Source organism: Marivita sp. GX14005 (genome assembly GCF_023370775.1).
GTDB lineage: Bacteria > Pseudomonadota > Alphaproteobacteria > Rhodobacterales > Rhodobacteraceae > Marivita.
In genome coordinates this window covers 1-22971 of record NZ_JAMCCQ010000006.1, presented here as the reverse complement: position 1 = coordinate 22971, position 22971 = coordinate 1, and the positions used below count along the sequence as shown (strand labels likewise).

At 63.6% G+C, this 22971-nt stretch carries 23 protein-coding genes and 1 pseudogene; 3 read left to right on the top strand and 21 right to left on the bottom strand.

Annotated elements, in window-relative coordinates; all coding sequences use genetic code 11:
- Positions 1 to 66: 66 nt before the first annotated feature.
- From M3465_RS15885 to M3465_RS15855, 7 genes are all read right to left on the bottom strand, one after another.
- Positions 67 to 720 carry a DUF6927 domain-containing protein gene (locus M3465_RS15885; protein WP_249502749.1) on the bottom strand — a complete coding sequence of 218 codons (654 nt, stop codon included), beginning with the start codon at positions 718 to 720 and terminating at the stop codon, positions 67 to 69.
- Positions 720 to 1313 (bottom strand): hypothetical protein, encoded by a 594-nt coding sequence (locus M3465_RS15880; RefSeq protein ID WP_025042408.1) that lies wholly within the window; start codon positions 1311 to 1313, stop codon positions 720 to 722. Before M3465_RS15880 ends, M3465_RS15885 begins: the two co-directional genes overlap by 1 nt.
- A 76-nt stretch (positions 1314 to 1389) precedes the next feature.
- The gene (locus M3465_RS15875; RefSeq protein ID WP_249502748.1) at positions 1390 to 3372 is read right to left on the bottom strand and encodes a ParB/RepB/Spo0J family partition protein; all 1983 of its coding nucleotides are present in this window, start codon (positions 3370 to 3372) and stop codon (positions 1390 to 1392) included.
- 158 nt (positions 3373 to 3530) lie between these two features.
- Complete coding sequence (locus M3465_RS15870) at positions 3531 to 3920, bottom strand: DUF3768 domain-containing protein (RefSeq protein ID WP_093362914.1); 390 nt, start codon at positions 3918 to 3920, stop codon at positions 3531 to 3533.
- An 88-nt stretch (positions 3921 to 4008) separates the two neighbouring features.
- Positions 4009 to 4218, bottom strand: coding sequence for a DUF6330 family protein (locus tag M3465_RS15865; RefSeq protein ID WP_093362915.1), 210 nt, complete (start codon positions 4216 to 4218; stop codon positions 4009 to 4011).
- Between the two features lie 23 nt (positions 4219 to 4241).
- Positions 4242 to 5180: an ArdC family protein gene (locus tag M3465_RS15860; protein WP_093362916.1), complete on the bottom strand. Its 939-nt coding sequence runs from the start codon at positions 5178 to 5180 to the stop codon at positions 4242 to 4244.
- A gap of 40 nt (positions 5181 to 5220) precedes the next feature.
- The gene (locus M3465_RS15855; RefSeq protein WP_093362917.1) at positions 5221 to 5706 is read right to left on the bottom strand and encodes a hypothetical protein; all 486 of its coding nucleotides are present in this window, start codon (positions 5704 to 5706) and stop codon (positions 5221 to 5223) included.
- 337 nt (positions 5707 to 6043) lie between these two features.
- Here M3465_RS15855 and M3465_RS15850 point away from each other — a divergent pair, with 337 nt between their 5' ends.
- Positions 6044 to 6337: a hypothetical protein gene (locus M3465_RS15850; RefSeq protein ID WP_028288615.1), complete on the top strand. Its 294-nt coding sequence runs from the start codon at positions 6044 to 6046 to the stop codon at positions 6335 to 6337.
- Positions 6338 to 6365: 28 nt separating this feature from the next.
- On the opposite strand, the gene M3465_RS15845 is transcribed toward M3465_RS15850, so the two are convergent.
- The 9 genes from M3465_RS15845 to M3465_RS15805 all read right to left on the bottom strand — a co-directional run bounded on the left by M3465_RS15845 (position 6366) and on the right by M3465_RS15805 (position 15181).
- Positions 6366 to 6527, bottom strand: coding sequence for a hypothetical protein (locus M3465_RS15845; protein WP_224557872.1), 162 nt, complete (start codon positions 6525 to 6527; stop codon positions 6366 to 6368).
- Between the two features lie 135 nt (positions 6528 to 6662).
- Positions 6663 to 7364, bottom strand: coding sequence for a VIT1/CCC1 transporter family protein (locus M3465_RS15840; protein WP_028288616.1), 702 nt, complete (start codon positions 7362 to 7364; stop codon positions 6663 to 6665).
- Positions 7361 to 9268 (bottom strand): heavy metal translocating P-type ATPase, encoded by a 1908-nt coding sequence (locus tag M3465_RS15835; RefSeq protein ID WP_036540305.1) that lies wholly within the window; start codon positions 9266 to 9268, stop codon positions 7361 to 7363. The genes M3465_RS15840 and M3465_RS15835 overlap by 4 nt, the downstream gene beginning before the upstream one ends.
- Positions 9269 to 9273: 5 nt before the next feature.
- Positions 9274 to 10254 carry an FAD:protein FMN transferase gene (locus M3465_RS15830; protein ID WP_028288618.1) on the bottom strand — a complete coding sequence of 327 codons (981 nt, stop codon included), beginning with the start codon at positions 10252 to 10254 and terminating at the stop codon, positions 9274 to 9276.
- Complete coding sequence (locus M3465_RS15825; protein WP_093362918.1) at positions 10235 to 12442, bottom strand: PepSY domain-containing protein; 2208 nt, start codon at positions 12440 to 12442, stop codon at positions 10235 to 10237. Before M3465_RS15825 ends, M3465_RS15830 begins: the two co-directional genes overlap by 20 nt.
- An 11-nt stretch (positions 12443 to 12453) precedes the next feature.
- On the bottom strand, positions 12454 to 12924 hold the full coding sequence (locus tag M3465_RS15820) for a DUF2271 domain-containing protein (protein WP_028288620.1): 471 nt from the start codon (positions 12922 to 12924) through the stop codon (positions 12454 to 12456).
- Between the two features lie 35 nt (positions 12925 to 12959).
- Positions 12960 to 13340, bottom strand: a complete 381-nt coding sequence (locus tag M3465_RS15815; protein ID WP_028288621.1) for a PepSY domain-containing protein — start codon at positions 13338 to 13340, stop codon at positions 12960 to 12962.
- Positions 13341 to 13521: 181 nt separating this feature from the next.
- Entirely contained in the window at positions 13522 to 14907 is a 1386-nt protein-coding gene (locus tag M3465_RS15810) for a ferredoxin reductase family protein (RefSeq protein ID WP_249502747.1), read from the bottom strand.
- Positions 14864 to 15181: a PepSY domain-containing protein gene (locus M3465_RS15805; RefSeq protein ID WP_028288623.1), complete on the bottom strand. Its 318-nt coding sequence runs from the start codon at positions 15179 to 15181 to the stop codon at positions 14864 to 14866. The genes M3465_RS15810 and M3465_RS15805 overlap by 44 nt, the downstream gene beginning before the upstream one ends.
- A 145-nt stretch (positions 15182 to 15326) precedes the next feature.
- Here M3465_RS15805 and M3465_RS15800 point away from each other — a divergent pair, with 145 nt between their 5' ends.
- Both M3465_RS15800 and M3465_RS15795 read left to right on the top strand, forming a co-directional pair.
- Complete coding sequence (locus M3465_RS15800; protein WP_009503873.1) at positions 15327 to 15986, top strand: response regulator transcription factor; 660 nt, start codon at positions 15327 to 15329, stop codon at positions 15984 to 15986.
- On the top strand, positions 15983 to 17350 hold the full coding sequence (locus M3465_RS15795; protein WP_028288624.1) for an ATP-binding protein: 1368 nt from the start codon (positions 15983 to 15985) through the stop codon (positions 17348 to 17350). The genes M3465_RS15800 and M3465_RS15795 overlap by 4 nt, the downstream gene beginning before the upstream one ends.
- A gap of 156 nt (positions 17351 to 17506) precedes the next feature.
- Here M3465_RS15795 and M3465_RS17205 read toward each other — a convergent pair whose 3' ends face one another.
- From M3465_RS17205 to repA, 5 genes and pseudogenes are all read right to left on the bottom strand, one after another.
- The gene (locus M3465_RS17205; protein ID WP_009503871.1) at positions 17507 to 17647 is read right to left on the bottom strand and encodes a hypothetical protein; all 141 of its coding nucleotides are present in this window, start codon (positions 17645 to 17647) and stop codon (positions 17507 to 17509) included.
- Between the two features lie 16 nt (positions 17648 to 17663).
- Positions 17664 to 19268: pseudogene (locus tag M3465_RS15785) on the bottom strand (ParB/RepB/Spo0J family partition protein); the annotation flags it as partial.
- A 168-nt stretch (positions 19269 to 19436) separates the two neighbouring features.
- Positions 19437 to 20648, bottom strand: coding sequence for a plasmid replication protein RepC (repC, locus tag M3465_RS15780; protein WP_050525470.1), 1212 nt, complete (start codon positions 20646 to 20648; stop codon positions 19437 to 19439).
- A gap of 213 nt (positions 20649 to 20861) precedes the next feature.
- On the bottom strand, positions 20862 to 21794 hold the full coding sequence (gene repB / locus M3465_RS15775) for a plasmid partitioning protein RepB (RefSeq protein ID WP_028288626.1): 933 nt from the start codon (positions 21792 to 21794) through the stop codon (positions 20862 to 20864).
- The coding region (repA, locus tag M3465_RS15770) for a plasmid partitioning protein RepA (RefSeq protein WP_249502746.1) at positions 21778 to 22971 on the bottom strand (1194 nt) is incomplete at its 5' end. The genes repA and repB, both read right to left, overlap by 17 nt.

Sequence of the window (22971 nt, the reverse complement as noted above, 5' to 3'; positions counted from 1 at the left end):
CCTTGTCAAGACAAGCCGCAGCATCTGCTGTCGCCGGGCAGGTCGATGAACCGTCCGGCGCAGGACCTAATTTCGCCCCGCCAGGAACTCCGCCAGCACCGGGCTAGCCGCACCTTTCGTGGAGCTGAGCAGCTCCGAGCCCGCAAGCGAGGCCTTTGACAGGCGTACGAGCCCACCAGTTTCCTCGATGCGGTAGCAGCGGCGCTTTTGCCGCCCGCGCCTGTAGTGGGTCGCGGTGACAATCTGGCAGGTACTGCCATCGGTGAGCGTCACAGGTGCTGCGAGCTTGATCTTGTCGCCTTCCTCGTAGTCCGGGATCGACGCCCAGTCCCGGCAGCGCTGACGCCAGTCCTGGGCGTAGCTGTCTGGGTCTTTCAGCTCGGACAGCAGGGCCAATAGGCTCAGTGGCGCGCGGGATTCGACCGGTCCCGCGCTTTCCTCCATGTCCTTGTAGCCCCAGCAGCCGTCATCATATCGGGTAAGGAATACGGCGGCGAAAGTGATGGAGCCATCCGCATCGGTGACATAGGTCGTGTCTTCGACAGGGGTGCCGTCGATATTTGTGACCTTTGCCACCGCGTACCAAGTCGAACCCACCTTGCAGGCTTTGACCAGTTCCGTCTTGCGCCTTTCGCCCTCGAAGGTGCACAGCCGAGCAATCTCCGCTTTCTCATCCGCGTAGGTCTGGACGCGGCCGTCGGTGTAGAAGAGCCAACCCATCACGCCGCCCTCCGGTCATCGATTTCCATCAGCGCATCGAGCGGCACGCGGTAGGGCTGCATGGCGTCGAAATCCTCGCAATTGCCGCAGTTCTGCACGATCGCGAAGGTGTCGCAGGCATCCTTCAGGATGACCCGGAAGGTGCCGCCGAGGCCCGAGGGCACTTCGTAGGTCCCGCCGATGAGATAATCCGAGGCCCGGCGCACGAAGACGCGGATACTGTGGCCATCGGTGGCGAGCCGGATCGCCCCCCGCCCCCGGTCGATGAGCACCTGCACGTCATCCAGGATGTCGGTGTAGAACTGGCCGGTCAGATCACGAAACGCCATGCGGCGCTGCGCCATCCAGTCGGTGTCCCGAAACGGGTTCATGCCGTCGGCGAAGGCGAAGGAGGGATCGGCCTGCTCGGTGGTAACGATACGGGTGGTCGTGCCATCGATGCCGTTCGAGCGCAGATGCACACCATTGCCGACGATGAGGATCAGGGCCGGCCTGTCCACGGGCCCGTTCCAGTTGGGCAGGAAGGTCTTGCAGGCACGCGCATGTGCGATTTGCGCCGCAACAGCGGAGGCAGAGAACTTGAGAATAGCCATGGGGATGTCTTTCTGTTCGGTTTGGAAGGGTCGACCCGCGCGGGCGGCATGGTCCACGCGCGGGTCGCGTGAGGACTCAGGCCGCTTGCGCGATGTCGCCGTCAGGCTCCGGGGTTTCCGCAGCGGGCTCCGCCTCATCAAAGGCGACACCGGCGGTCTGCATCATGGGCGGACACCAGGCGCCCACGGCAGCGCGCTGCGCTTCCGTGAGCGTCGCGAAGGGCTCAGCGAAGAGCTTGTCGCAAAAGGCGACGATCTCCTTCTTGCTCGACGAGGCCAGCGTCACAGCCTCCTGGGCGAGACCCAGATCCTCGCCGAGGATCTTCAGGAGCCAGGCCTTTTTAAAGCGATTGAAGAGCGCCGCATTCGGCGTCCAGTGGGCGCGGATATCGGGCATGATCTCGATCTCGAACGCATGCATCAGGCTGTCACGCTGCCGGTCCCGGGCAAAACAGGACTGCGTGGTGCTGGCTGTCGCATAAGCGACGAGCTTGGCTTTCTCGCCGGCCTTCAGCGCGCGAAACGCCGCAAACTGATCGGCGGGCGAGCGGCTGTCATCGAGCCACGAGAGGTCCAGCGCATCATGCGCCGCCGCCACCTGCTCGAGCGAGGTCTCGTCGATCTCGTCCATCTTGGCATGGCTGCGGTATTCCTTGCGGGCGTCGATCTTGATCGCCTGCGTGACGCTCATACCGCTGGCCAGGACGTCGCTCACCAGCTTGAAAAGCGTCAGATCGAGCGTGGCTTCCGGATGCAGCGCCATCGCGGCACCGAGCGCCATGGCCCGCTCGGTCTTGAGATCCTCGGCCAGCGAGGCCGGGTAGTTGATTTCGCCGGCGTCCGGTGCCTCCTCCCCCGTCGGGTTACTTGAAGAGCCGCGTGCGCCCTCCTCTTTGACGGTGTCCTCGGGGCGGACGAGGCCAACATGGAGCGTGATCTGCCCACCCTGCCACGACGCGATCACCCCAGACCGTGCGAGGTCCTCGGCGCTGTAGGCCTCCTGCAGATCGCGCGCTTCCTCTTCCAGAGCGTCGACGCGGTCGTAAAGGGCGTTGTAGGCACCGTCGTCGAGCCCCTCATCTTCCATCTCGAGCTGCAGCTGTTCAAGTTCGGCGGCGATCTCGTCGATGCGCTTCTGGGCAGTCTCATCCGGCTCGATCGGGCCGGGATAGACGCGGCCGTAGTCGGCCATGGTCGCGTAATCATAGCGGACCATCGCATCGGCCCAGGCAAAGCCCAGCCTCATACGGGCCTCTTCGGCAGCGGCACCGAGCTTCTCGAGCAGAATGGTCTCGACCAGCGCCGCATCCTCGAGCACAGAATGCTCTTCCAGCAGATCGGCTGCGACGGCGCCGCCGCGTGCCTCGTAGTCTTCGCGCACGAAAGCCCCGATATCGTCGCTGACCTGCACCCCGCGGGATTTGAGTGCCTGACGGACGGTATAGGCCTGCAGATAGCCGCCGTCTTTCGTGAGCGCCTCGAAGACCTCGCGCTGTGCCTCCTGGCTCGGGTGCTCGGCGAAGGCCTTCATTGTGTCGAGCGTGATCACCTTGCCCCGAGCCGCGGCGCGGATGTCGGGGTGGATCAGGCCATAGCGCAACCGGCCTTTCACGGCGGCGACGGTCGTGCCGAATGACTTCGCGATGGTCTCGGGCGTCTGGCCGTCGACCTCCATCATGCGGGCGAAGGCCTCGAACTCGTCGATTGCGTTCATCGGGGCCTGGGTGATGTTCTCGGCGAGCGACAGTGCCGTGGTGACGTCGCACTCCTCCGGCACAAGGCGACAGTCGATCTTGGTTTTCGCAGTGAACCCCTTGGCGGCCTTGTCTGCGGCCAGCTCCTTCAGGGCTGCATGGCGCCGGCCACCGGCGAGGACAGCATATTTGCCGTCAAGCTTCTGGACCAGGAGAGGCTGGAGCAGGCCCAGCACAGCGATGCTGGCCTTCAGATGCGCGATGTTCTCGGGGTCATAAGTTTCCGGCGAGTTGCTGCGCACGTTGGCGGGATGGGCGGTCAGATCGCCGATGGCGACGGTGAGAGCGGTAATGCTTTTAGTCATGGGATATCCTTCCAGGTGGGTGAGGTGTGGCCCGCGCCTTCACGCGCGTGACCAATCCCCGTCTTCAGGGATCACCACGACAAAAGGCCCACTCTCCCTTTGAGGGGTCAGTGGGCCTTCATCGCCTGGGGTGTCAGGAGAGGGTGTCCCCTGCCCTTCTACCAGTCGCGCGCCAACATAATGGTCAGCACGCGCATGGTGGTGGCGGGGTTGTCCGGGGTCTCAGCCCCGTAGCGGAAATCCGAGTCCGCCTCATAGAGATCGATTTTCCAGAACACGGTCTCGCCCCGGATCTCGACCGCCCCGAAATCATGCCAGCCTTCCGGGTCATTTTCGGGCTCGAATGTGGCAAACTCACCAGTCGCCTTCACCGCCTCGGCCATGAAGCCATCGCCGGCCTCCATAAGCGAGCGGGTGACATGCATCCGGCCCTGGATGGGCTGCGCGGGCGGCACTCCAAGGCATGCAAGTTTGCGAAACGCGTCGTTCTGCACCGCGATCACGGTCGGATCCGGACGGTCTGGCTGGGGTTGAACATTCATGGACATGGGGATCTCCTTTGAGAGGTTTGAAACACCCTTCTCAAAGCCCGCTTTTTCTTTTCCGCTTGGCGGATGAATCGAGGCCGAAGGCGCCCTACCCGAACAGCCCTTTGGGTCTGAAATTCGGGTTGGGGATGGTCTCGACCCAGCCACCCTGTTCCTTGATGCTCTCGAGCGCCGCCGAGAGCGGATAAGCGCCCTCGGACGTGCTCCACCAATAGGCACCGCGCTTGAAGGTGATGATCTTGCGGCGGCCGTCGTTGAAGCAGGCCACCCGCAGCGTTTTGGGTTCTTTACGTGACATGGGTGTCTCCGTTCTCCGCGCGGTCAGGCGGCCTCGGCGCCGTCCCCTGCCCTGCCCGTCTCCGATCTGGCGATCAGATAATCACAGGCGCGCTGCGCGTCCGCGGCGTGCCGGAAGATCGCGCCCTTGTCCGACCGAAGGACCCGCAACCAGTTGTGGAGATAGGCGGCATTCATCTCGAGCGTATGCGCCGTGAAGCCGAGCGACTGGCCTAGGAACACCGAGGTCAATTCCGCGACAATCTCCTCACGCGCATAGGACGTGTTGCCAAACTTCGAGAACCCGAAATCACGGTTCAATCGATGGGGGGCTTTCGTGGCATGGGCGAGCTCATGGGCCCAGACCCCGTAAAAATTGCGCGGGTCCTGGAACCGCGTGATGGACGGCATGTAGACCTTGTCCACGGGGGGCAAATAGTACGCTTCCGTGCCCGTGAAGACGGTCGTGATGTCGATGGCATCGAAAAACGCCTGCATGTGCGGGATGGGCTCGGACGGCGGATGCTCGGGCACGGGCTCCGGGTCAGGGTAGAAGCTGTCGGGCAAGCCCTCGATCTGGCAGGCGTTGAATACGCGGTAGGATTTCTGGAAGCGGAAGACACGGGCTTCCTCGGAGCGATCATCCCCGTCGCTGCGGTCATCCTCATCGCCGGCGTCCCTCCAGCTTTGACCGTAGTAAACGACGACAGAGGACTTCTCGCCCTTGCGAACCTTTGCGTCCAACGCATTGGCTTGCGGCAGCGTCATCCAGAAAGGTGAGCTGTGGCCCGCCATCACGGTCCGCATCGTCAGCAGAAAGTTGTTCACCCCCTGGTAGGGCTCACCGCCCACGCGCACGGGGCGAGAGCTGCCGCCTGCGGTCCAGGGCTGGCGCCACGGCAGCACGCCGCGCTCAATGATACGGATGATTTCGTTTGTGATGACCTCTGAGGCATCGAATTTGGGCGTGCGGGATCGGGCCATGGCTGGCGTCCTTTCGAGTTTTGGTGAGAGGGAGTGGTCACTAGGTTGACCGACAGGGCCGCGGATCGTTGGTGATGCTCGCGCCGAGCTGTTCGGCCATGTCGATGTAGGTGGTCAGCGACACGGACCTGCCGGGACCCGAAGGTTCAGAGTCGTCCGATCCGTCCCGCGCCACCCGCGGCAGGTTCGCGAAGGCGATGACATCGGTGACGGGTCGGATATCGATGAACGGGGTCCCTTGTGCGACCGCGAGGGCGGCCAAGGGAAAGCGCTTGATCGGCGCGAAGGTCGACACGGTGGTCCAACCGAGATGGAGGAATGTCCCGCCCTCCCCGCAGATCACATGCGCGTTTGGCAATAACGCCGCCTGCTTCAGATAACCGAGATCACGTAGGACGGTCTCGCGCTCGCGCCGTTGTGCCAGCGCCGTCTGGCCAGTTCGGCGCAGCTCTCTATGCCGCCACCACGAGGCAGCGGTTGCGCGGAGCACGCGCAAGACACCTGTTTGCATGGGAATGCCCTTCATCAGGAACGGCAGACCGGAATCCGGCCCGGACCCATCTGAGGGACCCCAAAGGCCCTCATCCGTCAGTCACAAAACCCGACGAACACTTTCACTCTTTAGGGATCTGATGCCGAGGAGCGTTAAATGCAAAGCTCATGAGAACGTAGGATCCTCCACTTTCCGGCATCAGACCCCAATGAGGAACAGGATCAGGCCCGGACACCCTCTTTCGGGCATCCTCAGGCCTGACCTCCCCCGGCCCTCCTCTTCCTCTCAAACCCCATGATTTCCGCAGGTGGCTTGATTTTGTTCCTGTTATGTTCTATGTTGAAAGCCACGCTAAGAAGGGAGATCCCCGATGGAAAGCACCACTTACGCCCTGCCCGCGACGCCAAAGCAGATCGCCTATGCGCGCGCACTGGCCCTTCGCAACCAGACGCTTCTGCCGTGTGAGGTTCAGCAAGATCGGCGCTCCTTGAGCGCCTGGATCGACGCACAGGCCAAGCTGAAGCCGGGCACGCAGGACAGCCGCCCGACATCAAAGCAGGTCGCCTTTGCCGAGCGCCTCGCCCGCATCAAGCGCCGCGCCGTGCCGGACGAATGCTTCCGCGACAAGGAGCTGATGTCGAAGTGGATCGATGGGAACAAGTGAAGCTGGGTAGACCCCGCGCTGATCGAGATTACTTCGGCCGATCGACAACGGATGCCCCGCCCGACTTGGCAAGCGCGATCAGGCTGGACTGGATTTTGGATGTGAAGACGGAACTGAACGTGCCGATGGGCGTGCGGTCCTCCCAGACAAAGGACCGCTCCAGAACATCGGTGTTGATCTCGTCCAGCATGACCCATTTGCGGACATGGGTTTATGACCCCACGCGCTGCGACTCGATCTGTGGCACCTCGATGATCAGCACGATGTTGACGAGCGTTGCCGCAACAAGCAGCCGGAGCGGGGTTCGGGTACACCCCATTAACTCCTAGCCTACGGCGACCCCGAACAGCGCACCGACCCCGGCTGTCGCCGCCATTGCAAGCGCTCCCCATAGCGTGACCCGCGTGGCCCCACGGACGACGCCTGCGCCGCCGGCCGAAGCGCCCAATCCGCCAAGAACCGCAAGGCCAAGGATCGTCGATCCCGCCACCAGGGGAGCGATCTGCGCCTCCGAGACCAGCAGCACGACGATCAGGGGCAGCACCGCCCCAACGGCGAAGGTCAGTGCGGACACCAGAGCCGCCTGGACAGGGCGGGCGGTAACGGTTTCCGAAATGCCGAGCTCGTCGCGCGCATGCGATCCGAGCGCGTCACGTTCAGTCAGTTGCACGGCAACCTTTTCCGCCAGGTCGCGGTCCAGCCCCCTTTCAACATAAATCCGGGTTAGTTCCTCGAGCTCGGCCTCGGGCGTTTCCTCGAGTTCACGGCTCTCTCGGGCGAGGTCCGCCTGTTCGGCGTCAGTTTGCGAGCTGACCGAGACATACTCCCCCGCCGCCATCGACATCGCGCCAGCCATAAGCCCGGCCAGCCCGGCGATCATGACCTCGGGCTTGCCGGACCCGGCTGCGGCGACGCCGACGACGAGGCTCGCGGTCGAGACAAGACCATCGTTGGCGCCGAGAACGGCGGCCCGCAGCCAGCCGATGCGATGCACCATATGGATTTCAGAATGTGATAGACGGCTCATGGCGTGGCTCCTTGAACGATGTCAGCTTGCTCTGAAATGATCGCCTGGGGTTTGCCCGTAGCTGGCTCCTGTGGCGCGATGCGCAGCGCGCGCAGGGCGTTCAGGATCACGGCAACGTCGATCACTTCTTGCAGGAGCGCGCCCTGAACCGGCGTGAGGTAGCCGAAAGCGGCCGCGATCATGCCCATGACAGACAGGCCGATCCCGGCGACAACGCTTTCGACCGCGATCCGGCGTGAAGCCCGCGCGATCTCGATGCCGGGCCCCAGCCGGTCGATCCGGTCGACGAGCAGCACCACGTCGGCGGCCTCGGCCGAGGCCGCGGCGCCCCGTGCCCCCATTGCCACGCCTACATCGGCTGCGGCCAGGGCGGGCGCGTCGTTGACACCATCACCCACCATCATCACCGGCCCGTGTTTACGCTCAGAGAGCACCAGCAACACCTTTTGATCCGGCGTCAGACCGGCCCGCAGCCCGTCGAGGCCCAGCCCTTCCGTCACACGCTCGGCCACGTCCGCGCGGTCGCCGGTGGCCAGCAGGATACGCGAGATCCCTTGGCGGCGCAGACCGTCCAGCATGGCACCCGCTCCCTCGCGCAGCGGGTCGGACATGACGAGGTGCCCGGCCATGTGACCGTCAACTGCCACTGCGACAAGGACCGATCCGGCGCCCTTGGCGGGGTGATCGCCCACCATCCGCCCGACCCGGGACGCCACGAAGCCGTCGCCCCCGACGATCACCTCGCGGTCCTCCACACGACCCAAGACCCCTTCGCCCGGGATCTCAGCCACTTCTGTCGGAACGGGCAGTGTGAAGCCCTGTGCCTTGGCGGCGGTGACGATCGCTTGCGCGACAGGGTGCTTGGAGGCCTGATCGAGCGCGGCCGCGAGGCGCAGGATGTCGTCCTCGTTCATGCCATCGTGGCTGTCGATCGAGATGATCTGCGGACGGCCATCTGTCAGCGTCCCCGTCTTGTCGAGGATCAGCGTACGGATGCGCGCCATTGTCTCGAGCGGCCCTGCGCCCTTGATCAAAACGCCAAAATGCGCCGCACGCGAGAGACCCGCGACCAGCGCAACCGGCACGGCAAGGATCAGCGGACAGGGCGTGGCGACCACCAGCACGGCGACCGCGCGGATCGGATCGCCTGTGAACCACCAGGCCGCGAAGGCGATACTGACGGTGACGACCAGAAAGCCCAGCGACCAGCGGTCGGCCAGCCGGGACATCGGCGCTTTGGACGCCTGCGCTTCCTCGACCAGGCGAACGATCCCGGCATAGGTGCTGTCCTTGGCCTCGCGCGTCGCCGTCAGGTCGAAGGCCTCGCCCGCGTTGGTCGATCCGCTCATGGCGTCGGCCCCGCGCGCCAGCCGGACTGGGAGGGATTCGCCGGTCAGCGCCGCGGTGTCGAGGAAGGCGGTGTCGGACGTAACCGAACCGTCCACGGGAACGACATCGCCCTGCCGGATCAGCAGGCGATCGCCCGGTGCGATCTCCTCGAGAGGCACATCCTCAAGACCGCCGTTCCGGTGCCGCGTCGCGGTCCGGGGTACGCGAGATAGAAGATCCTTCATCGAACGACGTGCACGGCCCTCAGCGAAGGCTTCGAGGAAAGTGCCTCCAGAATACATGACTGCGACGACAGCCGCAGCCAAGGTCTCGCCGAAGACAAGCGCCGCCGACATCGACAGCGCGGCAACGATATCGAGGCCCACCTCGCCGCGCCCAATGCTGCGGACGATTTCGACCACAAGCGCTGCCAGCGCGGGAACAACTCCTGCAATCCAGATCAGGTTCGCAACCTCTGGTTGGCCCGCAAGGTAGAATGCGAGTCCCACGATCAGCCCGGTTGCGGCCATCAGCAGGAGTGCGGTCTTGAAGCGATCGGTACGGGTCTGTTCCATGCGGCTCATCTTCCCCCGGCTGAGGCGATTGCCGCTGGTTCTTCGGAAAAAAGACGCCCGACTCCCACGCCCATTGCATTCCCTTCATCATCGCGCAGAAGAAACAGGGCGTCGAGTCCACGTTGTCTTGCGAGGTCCGCACCCCTCTCCGCACCGAGCACCATCAGCGCCGTCGCCCAGGCGTCGGCCTCGGCACAGGTGCGGGCCACGACGGTGACGGAGGCCGGCGAGGCGATCAGCGGCGCGCCACGTCTCGGATCCATGGTATGCGACAGGCGGCGCCCATGCACCTCGACCCAATGGCGGTAGTCACCGGAGGTCGCGACGGCGGCGTCCTGCAGCGCCAGAACCGAATGCGGCGTCCGGCGATCAGGGTCCGGCGCTTCTACCGCGATGATCCATGCCTCGCCATCGGGGCGCAGGCCCATGGCACGCATCTCACCGTCGATGCCGACAAGGGCGTCGGCAATCCCATGATCGCGCAAGGTCTCGGCGAGCCGGTCGACACCGTGGCCCTTGGCGATGCCGTTCAGGTCCAGCGCGACGGGCGCGGTCTTGCGCAACTGCATCCCCTCGATCTCCAGCACCTCCTGAGCCGGGCGGCGGGGGGCGTCCATCGCGGCGCGGATACCCTCGGGCGCGGCGGCCCCGGGCCCGAAACCCCAGGCCGTCACCGCATCGCCCATGCCGATATCGAAGGCCCCGCCCGAGGCACGCCCGATCTCGAGCCCGAGGCGCAGGACCGCCCGCAGTTGCTCCGGCACCACCACCCAATCGCCCACCGGCGCCGCATTGATCCGCATGAGCGCGCTCTCCGCGTTCCACATCGACATCTGCGTGTCCACCTCGTCGACAGCCGCCTGAAGGGCGGCACGAATTGCATCCGTGTCGCGGACCCGATCCGCGAAGAACAGCGCCGACCAGCGCGTGCCCATGGCGGGGCCGTTCAGGGCGATGCGCGCGCGCTCAGTAGACATCTTCGACATACCGCCCCTCTGCCTTTAGGACTGCGGGCGTAAGCCCGGCAGGTGCGAGTATCTCGGCCAACGCATCGCTCACGCCCGTGGCCATGTCGCGCCCGCCGCAGACCATCACACGCGCCCCGTCGCAGATAAGCCGGGCCACCTGCGCCGCGTCGGCGCGCAAGGCGTCCTGCACATAACTGCGCCGCGCGCCGCGCGAGACGGCGGTGACAAGCCGGGTCAACCGCCCCTCAGCCTGCCAGCCGGGCATCTCTTCGCCATAGAAGAAATCGCTGTCCGCATGCCGCATCCCGAAAAACAGGTGCACGGGCCTGTGCCGCGCATTGCCGCGGATGAAGCCCGCCAGCGGCCCGATGCCGGTGCCCGCCCCGATCAGGATCAGCGGGGTGAGACCGCGACCGGCGTCAAAGCCGGGATTGCGCCGCAGGAAGGCCCGGACCGTATCGCCCGGTTCCAGCGCGGTCAGCTGGCCCGAGGCCAGACCGCCCGGATGCTTGCGCACCACGATCTCGACGAACCCGTCGCGCCGGCCCGAGGCCAGCGAATAGAGGCGCGGCATCGGGCTGCCCTGCGGCAGGACGCCGATCAGGTCGCCCGCCTGGAACCGTGCGAAGCCCGTGCCCGTCAGCCGTTGCCACGGCGTTGCGCGCGGCAGGGCGAAGCGCAGGATCGCGGCCCCCGCCTGCATCTCGGCCCCGTAGTTGCGCCGCGAGACGAGGGTCAATGTTTCGGTGCGCGGCGAAACGGGCTGGTGAGAAAGCTCGAGAGAGATGCCAAGCACCTCGCCAAGAGCTCGGCCCCAGCGCGCGAAATCCTGTGGCGATTGGCGGTCGATCGTGTCCAGCGGCATGAGTTCGGCCCAGCCCTTCGCCTGCGCCGCTGCCGCAACGGCCTTGGCGAAGGCGCAATAGGACGGAAAGCTGCGGTCGCCGAAGCCGAGCAGGGCCATCGGGATATCAGGCGCAGGGGCCGACGCGTTCATCCGGTCGAGGAGCCCCTTGGCCGAGGCGGGCGCCGCGCCATCGCCATAAGTCGCGGCGAGGACGATGATGCGCTCTGCACGGGCGTAGCGCTCTGGTGCGAAGCCCGACATCGGGCCAACATGGACGCCCTGCCCCGCTGCCGTCAGCGCGGCATGCAGGGTCGCGGCGAAGCCCCAGGTGCTGCCACCCTCGCTGCCGACAAGAATGATCGTCTCGGCACGGCCCGCGGGCTGGTTGCCCCGGATGCGCGGCCGCCCGCGCCGCCCGGCAAGCCAGATCAAGACGCCGGTCACGCCCATCGCCGGCACTCCGAGCGCCATCATCCCGAGCACAAGGCCGAGCATCGCGGCCCCCTGCCCCGTGTGCAGCATGTAAATGGTTTCCGAGACGCGCTCCCACCCGGTCAGGTCGGCCCATGCCACGAGCGCGCCGGTTCCCTGGTCAAGATAGCCGGTGCCCCGGTCGGTCTTCAGTGTGAACACGTCCGTCGCATCGCCGGGATAGGGAAAGCTCAGTTCGCGCAGCTCGGCGACGGGCGTCTGCAGCAGCGTGGCCATCTGATCGAGAGCGAACCCAATCTCTCCGCTCACTTCGGTGGGATCAGCCGGCAGGACGCCACCGTCCGGCAAAAGATCGAAGGTGGAGGCTGTCATCCAGAGGGCGGTGGTGGAGGACAGAACGAGGCCGATGACGGCGATCCGGGCGATCTCGACATGCAGCCTGCCCGTGAACGGACCGCGCAAGGACGCGAACCAGTGCCGCCATCCGCCCGCCCGTCGCACGACCAGCATAGCACCCGAGAGCGAGAGGACCAGCATCGCCGCGGCCCCGGCGGCCATGGCGATGCGCCCGCCATCCCCGAGGAAGAGCGAGCGATGAAAGTTGGTGAGCCAGCGAAGCGCCTGGTTCGGGTCGGCCGAGGCCACGCCCGCGCCCGTCGCCGGGTCGATCACGGCAGCACCCGGCGCGCCCTGATCGAACCAATAGGCGGTGATCCGACCGGAGGGCGACCGCCGGATCTGCTCGACGCCCGGATAGACGACCTGGATGCGCTCCGCGAGGGTGGCGACTGTCAGGCCAGTCTCCACCTGCGGCGCGGTGATGCGCTCGACTGCCGGAAAGACCGAGAGCGCAGCGCCGCTCAGGCTCAGGATCGTGACGAGCGCGAGTGCCAGAAGACCCGGCCAGCGATGGAGTGTACGGATCATGGCCCTGCCCCTCACATGTCGTAGGAGAAGTTGGCGATGTAGCGCCGCCCGCTCACCGGCGTGCCCGCGCCCGCCGTCGTCAGCGGCACGGCCACCTCGTTCGGGCTGTCGCGCATATCCTCGACTGCCGCGTCGATGTGCAGCGTGTAGCCCGCATCGAACAGCGCGTCGGCCAGATCGAGCGTGATCTCGAGACTGCGGCCCGCGCCGACGCTGGCGCCGGTGATACCGTTTACCTGCGCGGTATCGCCGCCCGTGGCACGGTACCAGTCGCTCAGATGCTCGTAGTACTTGGACTTGCCACCAGCCATCCAGAGACTGCCGACATAGGCGCCCGAGGCGTCGGTAACGTAAAGCGCGAGGTAAGCGCCGTCGCCACCATAGTTGTTAAGGGTGGTTGTGAGCGTCACGGGCCGTGCCATAGCGAGGCCGGGAAGCGTGAGTGCGGTGGTAAGCGCGAGCGTTGCGAGAAGTGATTTCATGGGAATGATCCTTGTTCAGGGTGCTTCGGAGCTGTTCAGTTCACCTGAACCTGCGGAGGGGCGCCGTTTCCGAAGAGGCCGTTCTGCGGAGGAGCGACCGTTCCAGCGGGCGCGGGATTGCGGGCGCCACCGCGGTCGTCGTCATCATCCTCGTAGTCCATCTCGACGATCTGCAGCGTCGCCGGATCGAACTTCACCTCGATCTCGCGGCCATTCTGGTCTCGGCCTTCGATTTCGTAGCAGCCGTCGTCGATCTCGAAGTCGCGCACCGTCCAACCGTTCTGTTCGGCCATCTGCATGGCGGCCTCGCGCGGCTGCCACTGGTCACGGGGCGCATTGCAATCATCGTCGTCGGCCAGCGCAGCGCCGGCGGGCAAAAGTGCGATCAGGGCAAGGGCGGTCAGGGTCTTTTTCATGGCAAGGGGTCCTTTCGTTTGATGAGACCAATCTGGCACCCCCGACCTGAGGGCATCCTGACGCCCCAGCGATTCCTGCTTCAGCTTGCCGTCAGGAAAATGGCCCCGCCGATGATGACGGGGCCAAAAAGATGCGAGCGCAGGCTACAGGGCTGGCATGGCTATACGCCCTGCCCCGCGTTCAGGTGAATTCGAACTGCTCGAAGCGGACACGGCGAGGCGTTTGGCCTTGTGCTTTCAAGCCCTTGAGAATCCCGTCCTTCAGACCGGTTGGGCCGCAGAACCACAGATCGGCTTGCCGGATCGCGAAAGGGACCGCGCCAATCAGGCGCTCGGCCGTGAGCCTGCCATCGCGCGTCGTAACGACCACCTCGAAACTGAACCTCGGGTTGCGGGCAGCCGCAGCGCGCAACGTCTCTACGCCAATCGCCTCCTCTTGTGTCGGAACGCAGTAGATGAGGTGAATGTCGCGACTCTCCGCCTCTGTCAGGCTTTCCGCCCAGGCGAGGAACGGCGTGATACCGATGCCGCCGGCAAGCCATATTTGGCGCGCACCGCCCTTGCGGAAATTGAACCGTCCATATGGCCCTTCGACCTGCACGCGCGTTCCGGTCCGCAAGATGGCGGGCAGGCTTCGTGTCCAGCCACCCAACCCCCTGATGCAGAACGTCAGGGTGCCGTCAGGGCGCGGGGCGCTGGCAATCGTGAAAGGGTGCGGCTCGGACAGTCCTGCCTCTGGCGCGCGGAAGAAGGCGAATTGCCCCGGCCGCCACCGCATGGCCCGCCCCTCGGGGCGGAGGGTTAGCGTGGTGGTGTCCTTGGTCTGGCTGATCTCTGTGACGGTGAATTCTCTACGCCGCAGGTACGGGGCGACCAGCTCGGTGAATATCCACGCGATCACTCCGGCGATGCCGAATGTGTTCAGAAGCACCGAGAGCGATGGATCTACCTCTGTCGGCAGGTCGACGAAGAACTGGTGAAAGACCACGATTGCAAAAAGGGCCCCCATGAAACGATGGCTGAACCGCCAGATTTGATAGGGGATTTCCAGTGGGGTGAAGGGCAATCTCCGGAACCAGCTGACAGCAACCAGGGCAAGAAGCGCGTTGAAGGCAAGTTCGCCCGCCTCTTCACCAAGTTCACCAAGGGAGGTTTCACGCACCAAACGCTCGAAATCCGGCTCGATCTGCTGGTGCAGGATCATCAGGACCATTGCGGAAATACCAAGCCACTTGTGGACCCGGTACATGCGATCGAGACCGCCGAACAACGGCTCCACCAGCGGCGGCCGTGCGGCGAGGATCAGGGTCTGTGCCATCGCGACAACTGCCGCGGCCCCGACGGCGATGCCGAGCGCGGCATCCGCACCATAAGTCGCATAGGTGTTGAAACCGAGCAAAGCCGCCAGCAGGCATGGCAACGCAACCAGCACCGGGCCCGTCAGGGCTAGAGGAGAGTTTAGGGAAAGCCGGGAGAGTGCCGGCAGGCTCGGCACCGGGACAATACCGTCGCGACGCGCTGCATCAGTCATCGTCGCGTCTCTCGTGATCCCGCTCGCGGCGATCATCCTCGTCGTCCTCGTATTCGAACTCGATTACCTCCAGCGTGGCCGGGTGGACAGTCACCTCGATCGCACGCCCCTCGGCATCCCTCCCGTCGATCTCGTAGCAGCCGTCATCGATCTTGATCCGGCGCACCGTCCAACCATTTTCCTCGGCCAGCATGGCAACAGCATCGCGCGGCTGCCAGTCGGCCATCGGCACGAAGCAATCGTCGTCAGCCAGCGCCGCGCCGGCCGTAAAGACCGCGAGAAAGCCGATAATTGTCAATGTCTTCTTCATGGGGCACACTCCTAGTGGCTCGCCTCTTGATGCCATTCATGCGCCGCGAAGCTGACGGCAGCCTGAAGGGGCTCGACCCACAAGCTTCAGCTTCGTGTCAGCCAGACGGATCATGGAGGGACATCAGGAAAGGACGGGTACGACCATGCGCATATTGCTGATCGAGGACGACACGACTCTTGGCGCTGCCGTGCGCGACCAGATCGCAGCTGATGGCCAGTCAGTAGACTGGGTCACGCGGCTAGACGCGGCGGCAGACGCGATGAGCGCAACCTCTTACGACCTGCTCCTGCTCGACCTCATGCTGCCAGACGGACGTGGTATCGGGTTCCTCAAGGGCCTCAGGACGCGTGGAGACGTGACGCCGGTCATCATCCTGACGGCGCTCGACCAGGTGTCCGATAGGATCGAAGGCCTCAATGCGGGCGCTGACGACTATCTTGTGAAGCCCTTCGACCTGTCGGAACTGTCGGCACGGATCGGATCGGTCGCGCGGCGCTACAGCGGCAACCCCAACCCGATCCTGACCCACGGACCGCTCGACATCGACCTTGCCGCGCGCAGCGTCCATCGGGATGGCAGACATGTGCCGCTGACGGCGCGGGAATGGGCGCTCTTCGAGGCCTTCCTGGCGCGTCCCGGGCAGCTCCTGTCCAAGGCGCAGTTGGAGGAGAAGCTCTACGCTTTCGACGCCGAAGTCGAGAGCAACACCATCGAGGTGCACGTGAGCCGCCTGCGCAAGAAACTGGGGAGCGCCATCATCGAGACCGAGCGCGGCATGGGTTACCGGCTGGGCAAGCCATGATGTGGCCATCCAGCCTTCAGGTACGGCTCGGCTTGTCACTCGGCCTTGTGCTGACGATCCTCTGGCTCGCCGCCGCCACGGTTACCGCGGTGATCGTTCGGGGCGAGATGGACGAGGTCTTCGACAGCGCCCTGCGCGAAACCGCCGAGCGCATCCTTCCGCTGGCCGTGACCGACATCGTCGGCCGAGAAGATCAGGGTGTGACGCAGCGCCTCGCGCCGATCCGGGAGCATGACGAGTTCTTCACCTACATCGTACGCGATGCCGAGGGACGCATTTTGCTGCAATCCCATGCGGCGGACCCTGCCGTGTTCCCTCCATACGACGGGCCGGGATTTGGGCAGAACGCCACACATCGCCTCTACAGCGACGCGGCGCTCCAGGGGACGATCAGCATCACCGTGGCCGAACCGTTGGCGCATCGCGCATCGGTTGCTCTTGAAATCCAGATGGGCCTCGGCCTGCCGCTGCTGGTCGTGCTGCCGTTGGCGCTCGCGTCGATTATTCTCGCTGTGCGCTTTAGCCTCGCCCCTCTCCATCGGTTCCGTACGCGGCTTGAAGCGCGCGGCGTGCGCGACCTGTCAGAAGTACCCGCGGCCGACCTGCCGACCGAAATCGGACCGCTGGCCGCAACCTTGAACAGCCTTTTGGCTCGGTTGCGCGACGCGTTCGAGGCTGAGCGAAGTTTTGCAGCCAATGCGGCTCATGAACTAAGGACACCATTGGCGGGCGCTATCGCCCAGGCGCAGCGACTGCGGTCAGAGACCAAAGATCCGACCATCGACGCCCGTGCCGCCGAGATCGAGGCAACGCTCAAGCGTCTCACTCGGCTTTCCGAGCGTCTCCTGCAGCTTGCGCGGGCGGAAGGCGGTAGACTTCGGATGGACCAGAGCGCTGATGTCAGAACCATCACTCGGGTCGTGGTGGAAGATATCGCGCGCACCACAGAGAACGGGCGCCTTACGTTGAACTTGCCGGACACGCCTGTCTTGTCTGATATCGACCCCGACGCATTAGGAATTCTGTGCCGGAATCTGGTGGAAAACGCCCTACGCCACGGGGCGCAGAATGCCCCAGTCGCGGTTACACTCACGAGCGAGGGGCAGTTGATCGTGGCGAACGAGGGCCCCGCGGTAGCAACCGAAACACTCGAACGCCTGACAGGGCGCTTCGAGAGGGCAGATGCAAAAACTGATGGTAGCGGGCTTGGCCTCGCTATCGTCTCAGCCATCGCAGAACGGATCGAAACCTCTCTCTTGCTCCAGTCACCACGTCCCGGTGAAACTTCTGGATTTCAGGCATCCGTCAGATTGCCAACGGATGCTCCAAATGCCCATGTGAAAGATCGGGAGCATTGGCCTTGAAGTCTCACGTCGCAGCGCCCCGAGGGGTGCGGTGTCGATGATGGTTGTTGTAGACATGATTCTTCATTCTGAATGCGAGTAATCGCGCTCATCCCATTGATATTATTACACTATAGGGTGATTGGGGGCGGAATCTCCGCCCCCCGCTGGATCACGTTATTCCGAGGCCAGCATCGACGCGCCTTCAGCAGGCAGGTCATCCGTCAGAAATGCAGGAAGGTCAGCTTCACTGACGCTGTCAGCCGCTTCGGCATCCGCCCCCTGCCCTTCGGCATGGTCCTCATCGTCAAGCGCCACGAGATCGTTCCGGCGCATGACGCTCGTCGACCAGCTTTGCCACCACGCTGTCCTTCAGATCGCTCGCCTGCGCCGGCATGTAGATGTGACGCACTGAGGCTTCGAGACAGCTTCCCGAAGCAGAGGAAGTGCGGAAGGTGTCCGTCACAATCTTCAGCAGCAGCAGAATCAACGCCACGTCGGGCGAGCGCCCGATCGCTTCACGCAGCGCCAGCGTCCGGTGTGCCGTCAACTCGATTACGAGCCGCTCGGGCAGTGGCTTCAGCGCTCCGTCATCCTCATCCTCCGGCAGATCGCCGCCAATCGGCTGGCCTCCCGACATGATGACGGTTCCGGCATGAGCGGCACTGTCATAGCCATCGGTGAGATCACGATCATCCCCCTGCCCCGCCACCGCAGGATCAGCACCATCCTGGACCGCTGTCACGTCAACCGGCTCATCCTCTGGACGCACATAGCCGCGATAGACGGCCAGCGCGCCGTAGCGGTCGAGCGTGACGAACGCCCCTGCCCGCCCGATCTCCTCCGCGTCGAAGATCAACGGCCGGGTCTCGATCTTTTCCATCTCCGTTTCCAACACGCCAAGCCGCGTGTCGATCCCGTCGGGGATTTCATCCTGACCCGCGTATTCCTCTTCCAGCGCCCGGTATTCGGCGAGCAGCTTGGCATGGTCCGCGCCTTCGTCATCCGTCATCGGTGCCGGATCACCTGACAGGGACCGCAGGCCGTGGCTGTAGCCGTAGGGCAGGTCAAGCGCGACCTCGATCCACTTCCAGCCCTCAACGGCAACCGTCTCAGCCTTGGCCTGGAGTTTTTCCGTCACCAGCCGATCGAGCAGGGCAGGGTCCTCGAGCCAGCCACCGTCATCGCCCTGAAAGAGGTCATGCAACATCGTGCCGCCCGCCGCTTCGTAGGCCTCAACACCCACAAAGACCGCGCGCCGGTCAGACGCCCGGACCGAGGTCTCGGTCAGCATGCGCCGGATCTGGAATGGCTCCTTGTTCCAAGATGAATGGATCACATCCCAGACCTGAACCTGACGCGCATGATCGGGGTTCACGGTGAAGGCCATGAGCTGCTCCAGCGTCATGCCATCCTCGGCATAGACCTCAAGCAGGGCAGGGGCGACGGAAGCGAGTTTCAAGCGCTGCTTCACGATCTGCGGCGTCACGAAGAAGGCGGCGGCAATCTCTGCATCGCTCTGGCCCTTGTCCCTCAGCGCCACAAACGCGCGGAATTGGTCGAGCGGGTGCAGGGCGACGCGATGCATGCTTTCTGCAAGGGAATCATCCTCGGCCAGGATGTCGGACGCAGCATCGCGCACGATGCAAGGAATGGGCGGGGTCTTTGCCAAACACTTCTGCTTCACCAGCAGGGACAATGCTTGGAACCGACGGCCACCGACCGGGATCTCGAACTTGCCGGTCTCGGTGCCGTCGTCAGCCAAGACGGGCCGCACGCTCAGGCTCTGCAACAGACCGCGGCGGGCGATGTCTTCGGCCAGTTCCTCGACAGACACGCCAGCCTTGATGCGCCGCACGTTGGACTGGCTCAGGACCAGCTTGTCAAAAGGGATATCCCGCGAAGGGGACAGGGTGATTTTCCGGACAGCTTTCGTCATCAGATCTTCTCCACGACGGGCGCCGGAAGCCACTCTCCCGATCTCATTTCCCGTCACCCTCAAACCAACACTCCTTTCCCTCTCGATGATCGTATGGTTGCCAAGAGGCGACTTAACAGCTGTTAAGTCATGCCAACTGAGCACCGCGGCGTTGAAACTTAACAGCTGTTAAGCCGCACTTCGCCGACCGATCAAAGCCATGACCATCGGACCGCAAGAGAATTCGCCCGCCGCGGCCTTGGACGTCAGCGCCCGCAAGTATCCACCCGGTGATCTGATGTCAGAGAATCGTTCCAGCATGGCCACGACGACGATCGAGGCTTGCTCTGGTCCCATGCAGCGTTGCGCTTCTTCCCACGCGGAAACACTGATCCCCATGGCCGGCCTTACATGACAAGCCGCGTCAAAAAGTTGGTGCCAGTGTCGAATGTCGCCCTGATAGAAAGTCTTGAGCGAGGGACAGCCGGCGATTACCAGGTGGAGTGGGATTTTCGGCACCCGCCTCGTGTCAGACTCTTCAAGGTCAGCCACGGGCTCACCCGTATCATCATCAGGCGCGCGTCCCGCCGCCCCGCCTTTTTCTAAGGCAGGTTCAAGATCTATAGATTCTTTATTTGAATTATGATGGTGACGCTCACATTGGGCATCATTGGTGTTCATTTCTTCTGTTTCAGGACCGTCAATCACATTACGCGCCTGGTCAAGAAGGGTCTCCAGTTCAGTCCGAAATGCCGACAGATCCTCAAGCGAGAGTTTGCGGCGAAGAGCGCGGGCGGTGAGGGCTGCCTTGTCGCGGAGCTGGTCCCATAGGCCAAGCCCGGGCTGGATCTCCTCGCCGAACTCCGCCAGAGCGGCCAAGTCGCGACGCATAAGGCTCACTACCTCCCTCAGTCGCCGCACACGGTCCTCGGCCTCACGCACAGCCTCTGCAGCCCGTGCAATTTCCTCGGCCCGGCAATAGAGCGGGGAGAGATCAAAGCCGAAGGCCACCCGATCTTCGCCACGCTTGCGCACATACCGCTTCCCATTGGGGCTATCGCGCCGCATGAGCAAGCGTGCCTCTACCAACCGGGCGAGGTGACGGCGCATCGTCGAGCAAGGCATGCCGTTCAGCCGCTCGCAGATCGCCTTGTTGGATGGGAAGACGACCATTTCGGTGTTCCCGCCAAGCGCATCGTCCGGAAAAAAGCTGAGAAGTCCCTGAAGAACGGTCAGATCGCGCTCGGAAACCCCGAAGGCGGCCTGTGCCTTGGACAGCTCACGGAGGAGCTCCCACTTGTTGACGGGCTTGCCGGGAACAGACGCCTCAGGACGCTCGACCACGCGCAGATGGGCGTGCGAGATCGGCCGCATAAACGGCGAAATCGGTGTGTAATCCATGATGTCATTCACGAAGGCAAAATTTCCCTGGCCCGCGAATCGCTTTGCGCTTGCGGGAAAGGGGCCAGATCGCTACATTCAGAGGTGCGAAAACTGAAGTTTTGTAGCGGGCTGGTCCCGTGCGAAACCTAAGAAAGGTCTCGTGAAGCTTGCTTCTCGGGGCCTTTTTCTTTTCTGCCTGTCTCGTGCCTCCTTTTTGATTGTTGCTCTTCCTCAGTCTTCCGAACGCTTCCAGCGCTCGTGAAGCTCGGTGATCAGCTGCGGGGCGTTGCCCTCAAGCCAGCTGACAAAATCGCTCTCCTCGGCCTTCAACTCGAGCTTGAGTTGCTTTCCACGACGTCCGATCGTGACAGTGGCGGCACCGACCCCCGGAATCACCGTGCCGGGCCGCCCGCGAGGGCGAGACGAGGATGTGGTCTGTTCGGGCTTCCCTGCAGCAGAGAGGACGGCCAAAAATGCATGATCGGATTTCTCGTCAATACCGCCTTGGTAGGATGTCTTGGCCTCACCCGCCAAAGCTGCAAGCAGTTCGCGATCGGCATCCGTAGCCCCCAGCAACTTCTTGAGCTCTTCCCACCTGGGCCGACCAATGCCCGGAGCGGCACCGATGGCGAGGACCAAGTCCTCCCCAACGGTGCGGACCACGCTTAACAGCTGCGACACTCCTGCCTCGGTCAGATTGAGAACCTCGGCGACACCCTTGTTAGTGCGTTCGGATGCGCTCAGATGGTCACCGTCGAGCAAGGCTGCGGCAACAAGCGCTCGTTCGATGAAGCTTAGATCCCGCCGCTCCTGGTTCTCTAACAGCTGATCACGAAGTGCCTGATCGCCCTCCATCTCTGTGACAATGGCGCGGACCTTGATCCCAAGTTCTCTGCAAGCTTCCAGTCGACGACGGCCATAGATCAGGCTGTAGCGATCACCATCAAGCGGCCGGACGAGGATTGGTACTCGCTGTCCGTTCTTGGAAATTGACGCCTTGAGGCCCGCAGTCTCAATCTGCAGCCTGTCATCGAGCCGACCTGTGGTTTCGATTTGGTCAGGCTCGATTTCGAAAACGCCGCCGCGCAGCCTGCGCCCTTCAAGAGCGTCGGGCGCGTTGCGCAGGGTCTGCAGTGGCAGTCCCAGTTTAGGCTTTCTTGCCATTGCGTCCCCACGTGTTCTGGATGATCGCCGCGATCTCGTCGTTGACGGCGTTCATGGATTCGATTGCACGATCGAAAGTCTGACGCGTGAAGTCCTTCTTGTCGGCCTCGTAGAGCGTCTGCTTCGTCAGCCCTGCATCAGAGATCGCAGTAGACTCAACCATGTGGTTGGTCAGGACTGACCTGCCGAACAGACCCCGGATGAAAGCAATGACCTCGGTCTGCGGGGCATCACCCACCTTGTAGCGGGTCGGCAGAAAGCGCAGCCAGTCGAAGCGAAGGTTTGCGCCAGCATCCCGGATGACGCCAAGCAGATCAGCGGTCATGCGCAAAAACTGCGACATGGACATCAGATCGAGCATTTGGGGGTGAACGGTAACAAGCACCCCTGAAGATGCTGAAAGGGCGGACATGGTTAAAAAACCAAGCTGCGGCGGACAGTCGATGACGACGACGTCATAGTCCGCTTCGACACTGTCGAGCGCGTCGCGCACACGGGCAAAGAATGCGCGGGCGCCGCCACGCTGAATGGCTGCCGGTGTCTCATGTTCGAATTCCATGAGCTCGAGGTTCCCGGGAATCAGGTCAAGACCACGGATGTAGGTCTTGCGGATCACGTCCGAGATCGGGACCGGTTCATCGTAGCGAACCGCATCATACAGCGTGCCACCCTCCATCAGGTCCAGCTCAGGCTGGATGCCATGCAGCGCGGAAAGGGATGCCTGGGGGTCCAGATCGATCGCAAGGACACGATATCCCTTGAGAGCCAAGCGCTGTGCAAGGTGAGCGGATGTTGTCGTTTTCCCGGACCCGCCTTTGAAGTTCACAACAGAAACAATCTGAAGCTCGTCACCGGCACGACGCCCCAGAACGTAGGTTCCAGGCTTCTTCGCGTTTGCCTCAAGAGCGTGGCGAATCTCCCAGATATCATCGAGGGTATATCGCCGGTGGCTGCCCGCAGTGGTTTCGACGTCAGCGATCTTTCCTTCTCGATGAAGCTTGCGAAGGTAGGTATGATCGACGCCAAGCAACTCGGCCGCCTCGCCGCTGGTCAGGCTGCGCATGACTTTTTTGGCGTCGGGAGGGAAGTGGGCAGCACGTTGCGCATGAAGATTGGACGCAAGAAGCTCTGCGTAGTGCCCGATGGCAATGTCCAGGTCCTGCTCAGCTTCGCTCAT

Bases quoted from the DNA above. Each gene is read 5' to 3' on its own strand.
- M3465_RS15845 (WP_224557872.1), bottom strand. From the start codon at position 6,527: ATGCTGGACGAGATCAACACCGATGTTCTGGAGCGGTCCTTTGTCTGG.
- M3465_RS15850 (WP_028288615.1), top strand. From the start codon at position 6,044: ATGGAAAGCACCACTTACGCCCTGCCCGCGACGCCAAAGCAGATCGCC.
- M3465_RS15795 (WP_028288624.1), top strand. From the start codon at position 15,983: ATGATGTGGCCATCCAGCCTTCAGGTACGGCTCGGCTTGTCACTCGGC.
- M3465_RS15860 (WP_093362916.1), bottom strand. From the start codon at position 5,180: ATGGCCCGATCCCGCACGCCCAAATTCGATGCCTCAGAGGTCATCACA.
- M3465_RS15815 (WP_028288621.1), bottom strand. From the start codon at position 13,340: ATGAAAAAGACCCTGACCGCCCTTGCCCTGATCGCACTTTTGCCCGCC.
- M3465_RS15835 (WP_036540305.1), bottom strand. From the start codon at position 9,268: ATGGAACAGACCCGTACCGATCGCTTCAAGACCGCACTCCTGCTGATG.
- M3465_RS15885 (WP_249502749.1), bottom strand. From the start codon at position 720: ATGGGTTGGCTCTTCTACACCGACGGCCGCGTCCAGACCTACGCGGAT.
- M3465_RS15820 (WP_028288620.1), bottom strand. From the start codon at position 12,924: ATGAAATCACTTCTCGCAACGCTCGCGCTTACCACCGCACTCACGCTT.
- M3465_RS15840 (WP_028288616.1), bottom strand. From the start codon at position 7,364: ATGAGCCGTCTATCACATTCTGAAATCCATATGGTGCATCGCATCGGC.
- M3465_RS15875 (WP_249502748.1), bottom strand. From the start codon at position 3,372: ATGACTAAAAGCATTACCGCTCTCACCGTCGCCATCGGCGATCTGACC.
- M3465_RS15805 (WP_028288623.1), bottom strand. From the start codon at position 15,181: ATGAAGAAGACATTGACAATTATCGGCTTTCTCGCGGTCTTTACGGCC.
- M3465_RS15880 (WP_025042408.1), bottom strand. From the start codon at position 1,313: ATGGCTATTCTCAAGTTCTCTGCCTCCGCTGTTGCGGCGCAAATCGCA.
- M3465_RS15830 (WP_028288618.1), bottom strand. From the start codon at position 10,254: ATGTCGAAGATGTCTACTGAGCGCGCGCGCATCGCCCTGAACGGCCCC.
- M3465_RS15810 (WP_249502747.1), bottom strand. From the start codon at position 14,907: ATGATCGCCGCGAGCGGGATCACGAGAGACGCGACGATGACTGATGCA.
- repB (WP_028288626.1), bottom strand. From the start codon at position 21,794: ATGGCAAGAAAGCCTAAACTGGGACTGCCACTGCAGACCCTGCGCAAC.
- M3465_RS15825 (WP_093362918.1), bottom strand. From the start codon at position 12,442: ATGATCCGTACACTCCATCGCTGGCCGGGTCTTCTGGCACTCGCGCTC.
- M3465_RS15855 (WP_093362917.1), bottom strand. From the start codon at position 5,706: ATGAAGGGCATTCCCATGCAAACAGGTGTCTTGCGCGTGCTCCGCGCA.
- repC (WP_050525470.1), bottom strand. From the start codon at position 20,648: ATGGATTACACACCGATTTCGCCGTTTATGCGGCCGATCTCGCACGCC.
- M3465_RS15800 (WP_009503873.1), top strand. From the start codon at position 15,327: ATGCGCATATTGCTGATCGAGGACGACACGACTCTTGGCGCTGCCGTG.
- M3465_RS15865 (WP_093362915.1), bottom strand. From the start codon at position 4,218: ATGTCACGTAAAGAACCCAAAACGCTGCGGGTGGCCTGCTTCAACGAC.
- M3465_RS15870 (WP_093362914.1), bottom strand. From the start codon at position 3,920: ATGTCCATGAATGTTCAACCCCAGCCAGACCGTCCGGATCCGACCGTG.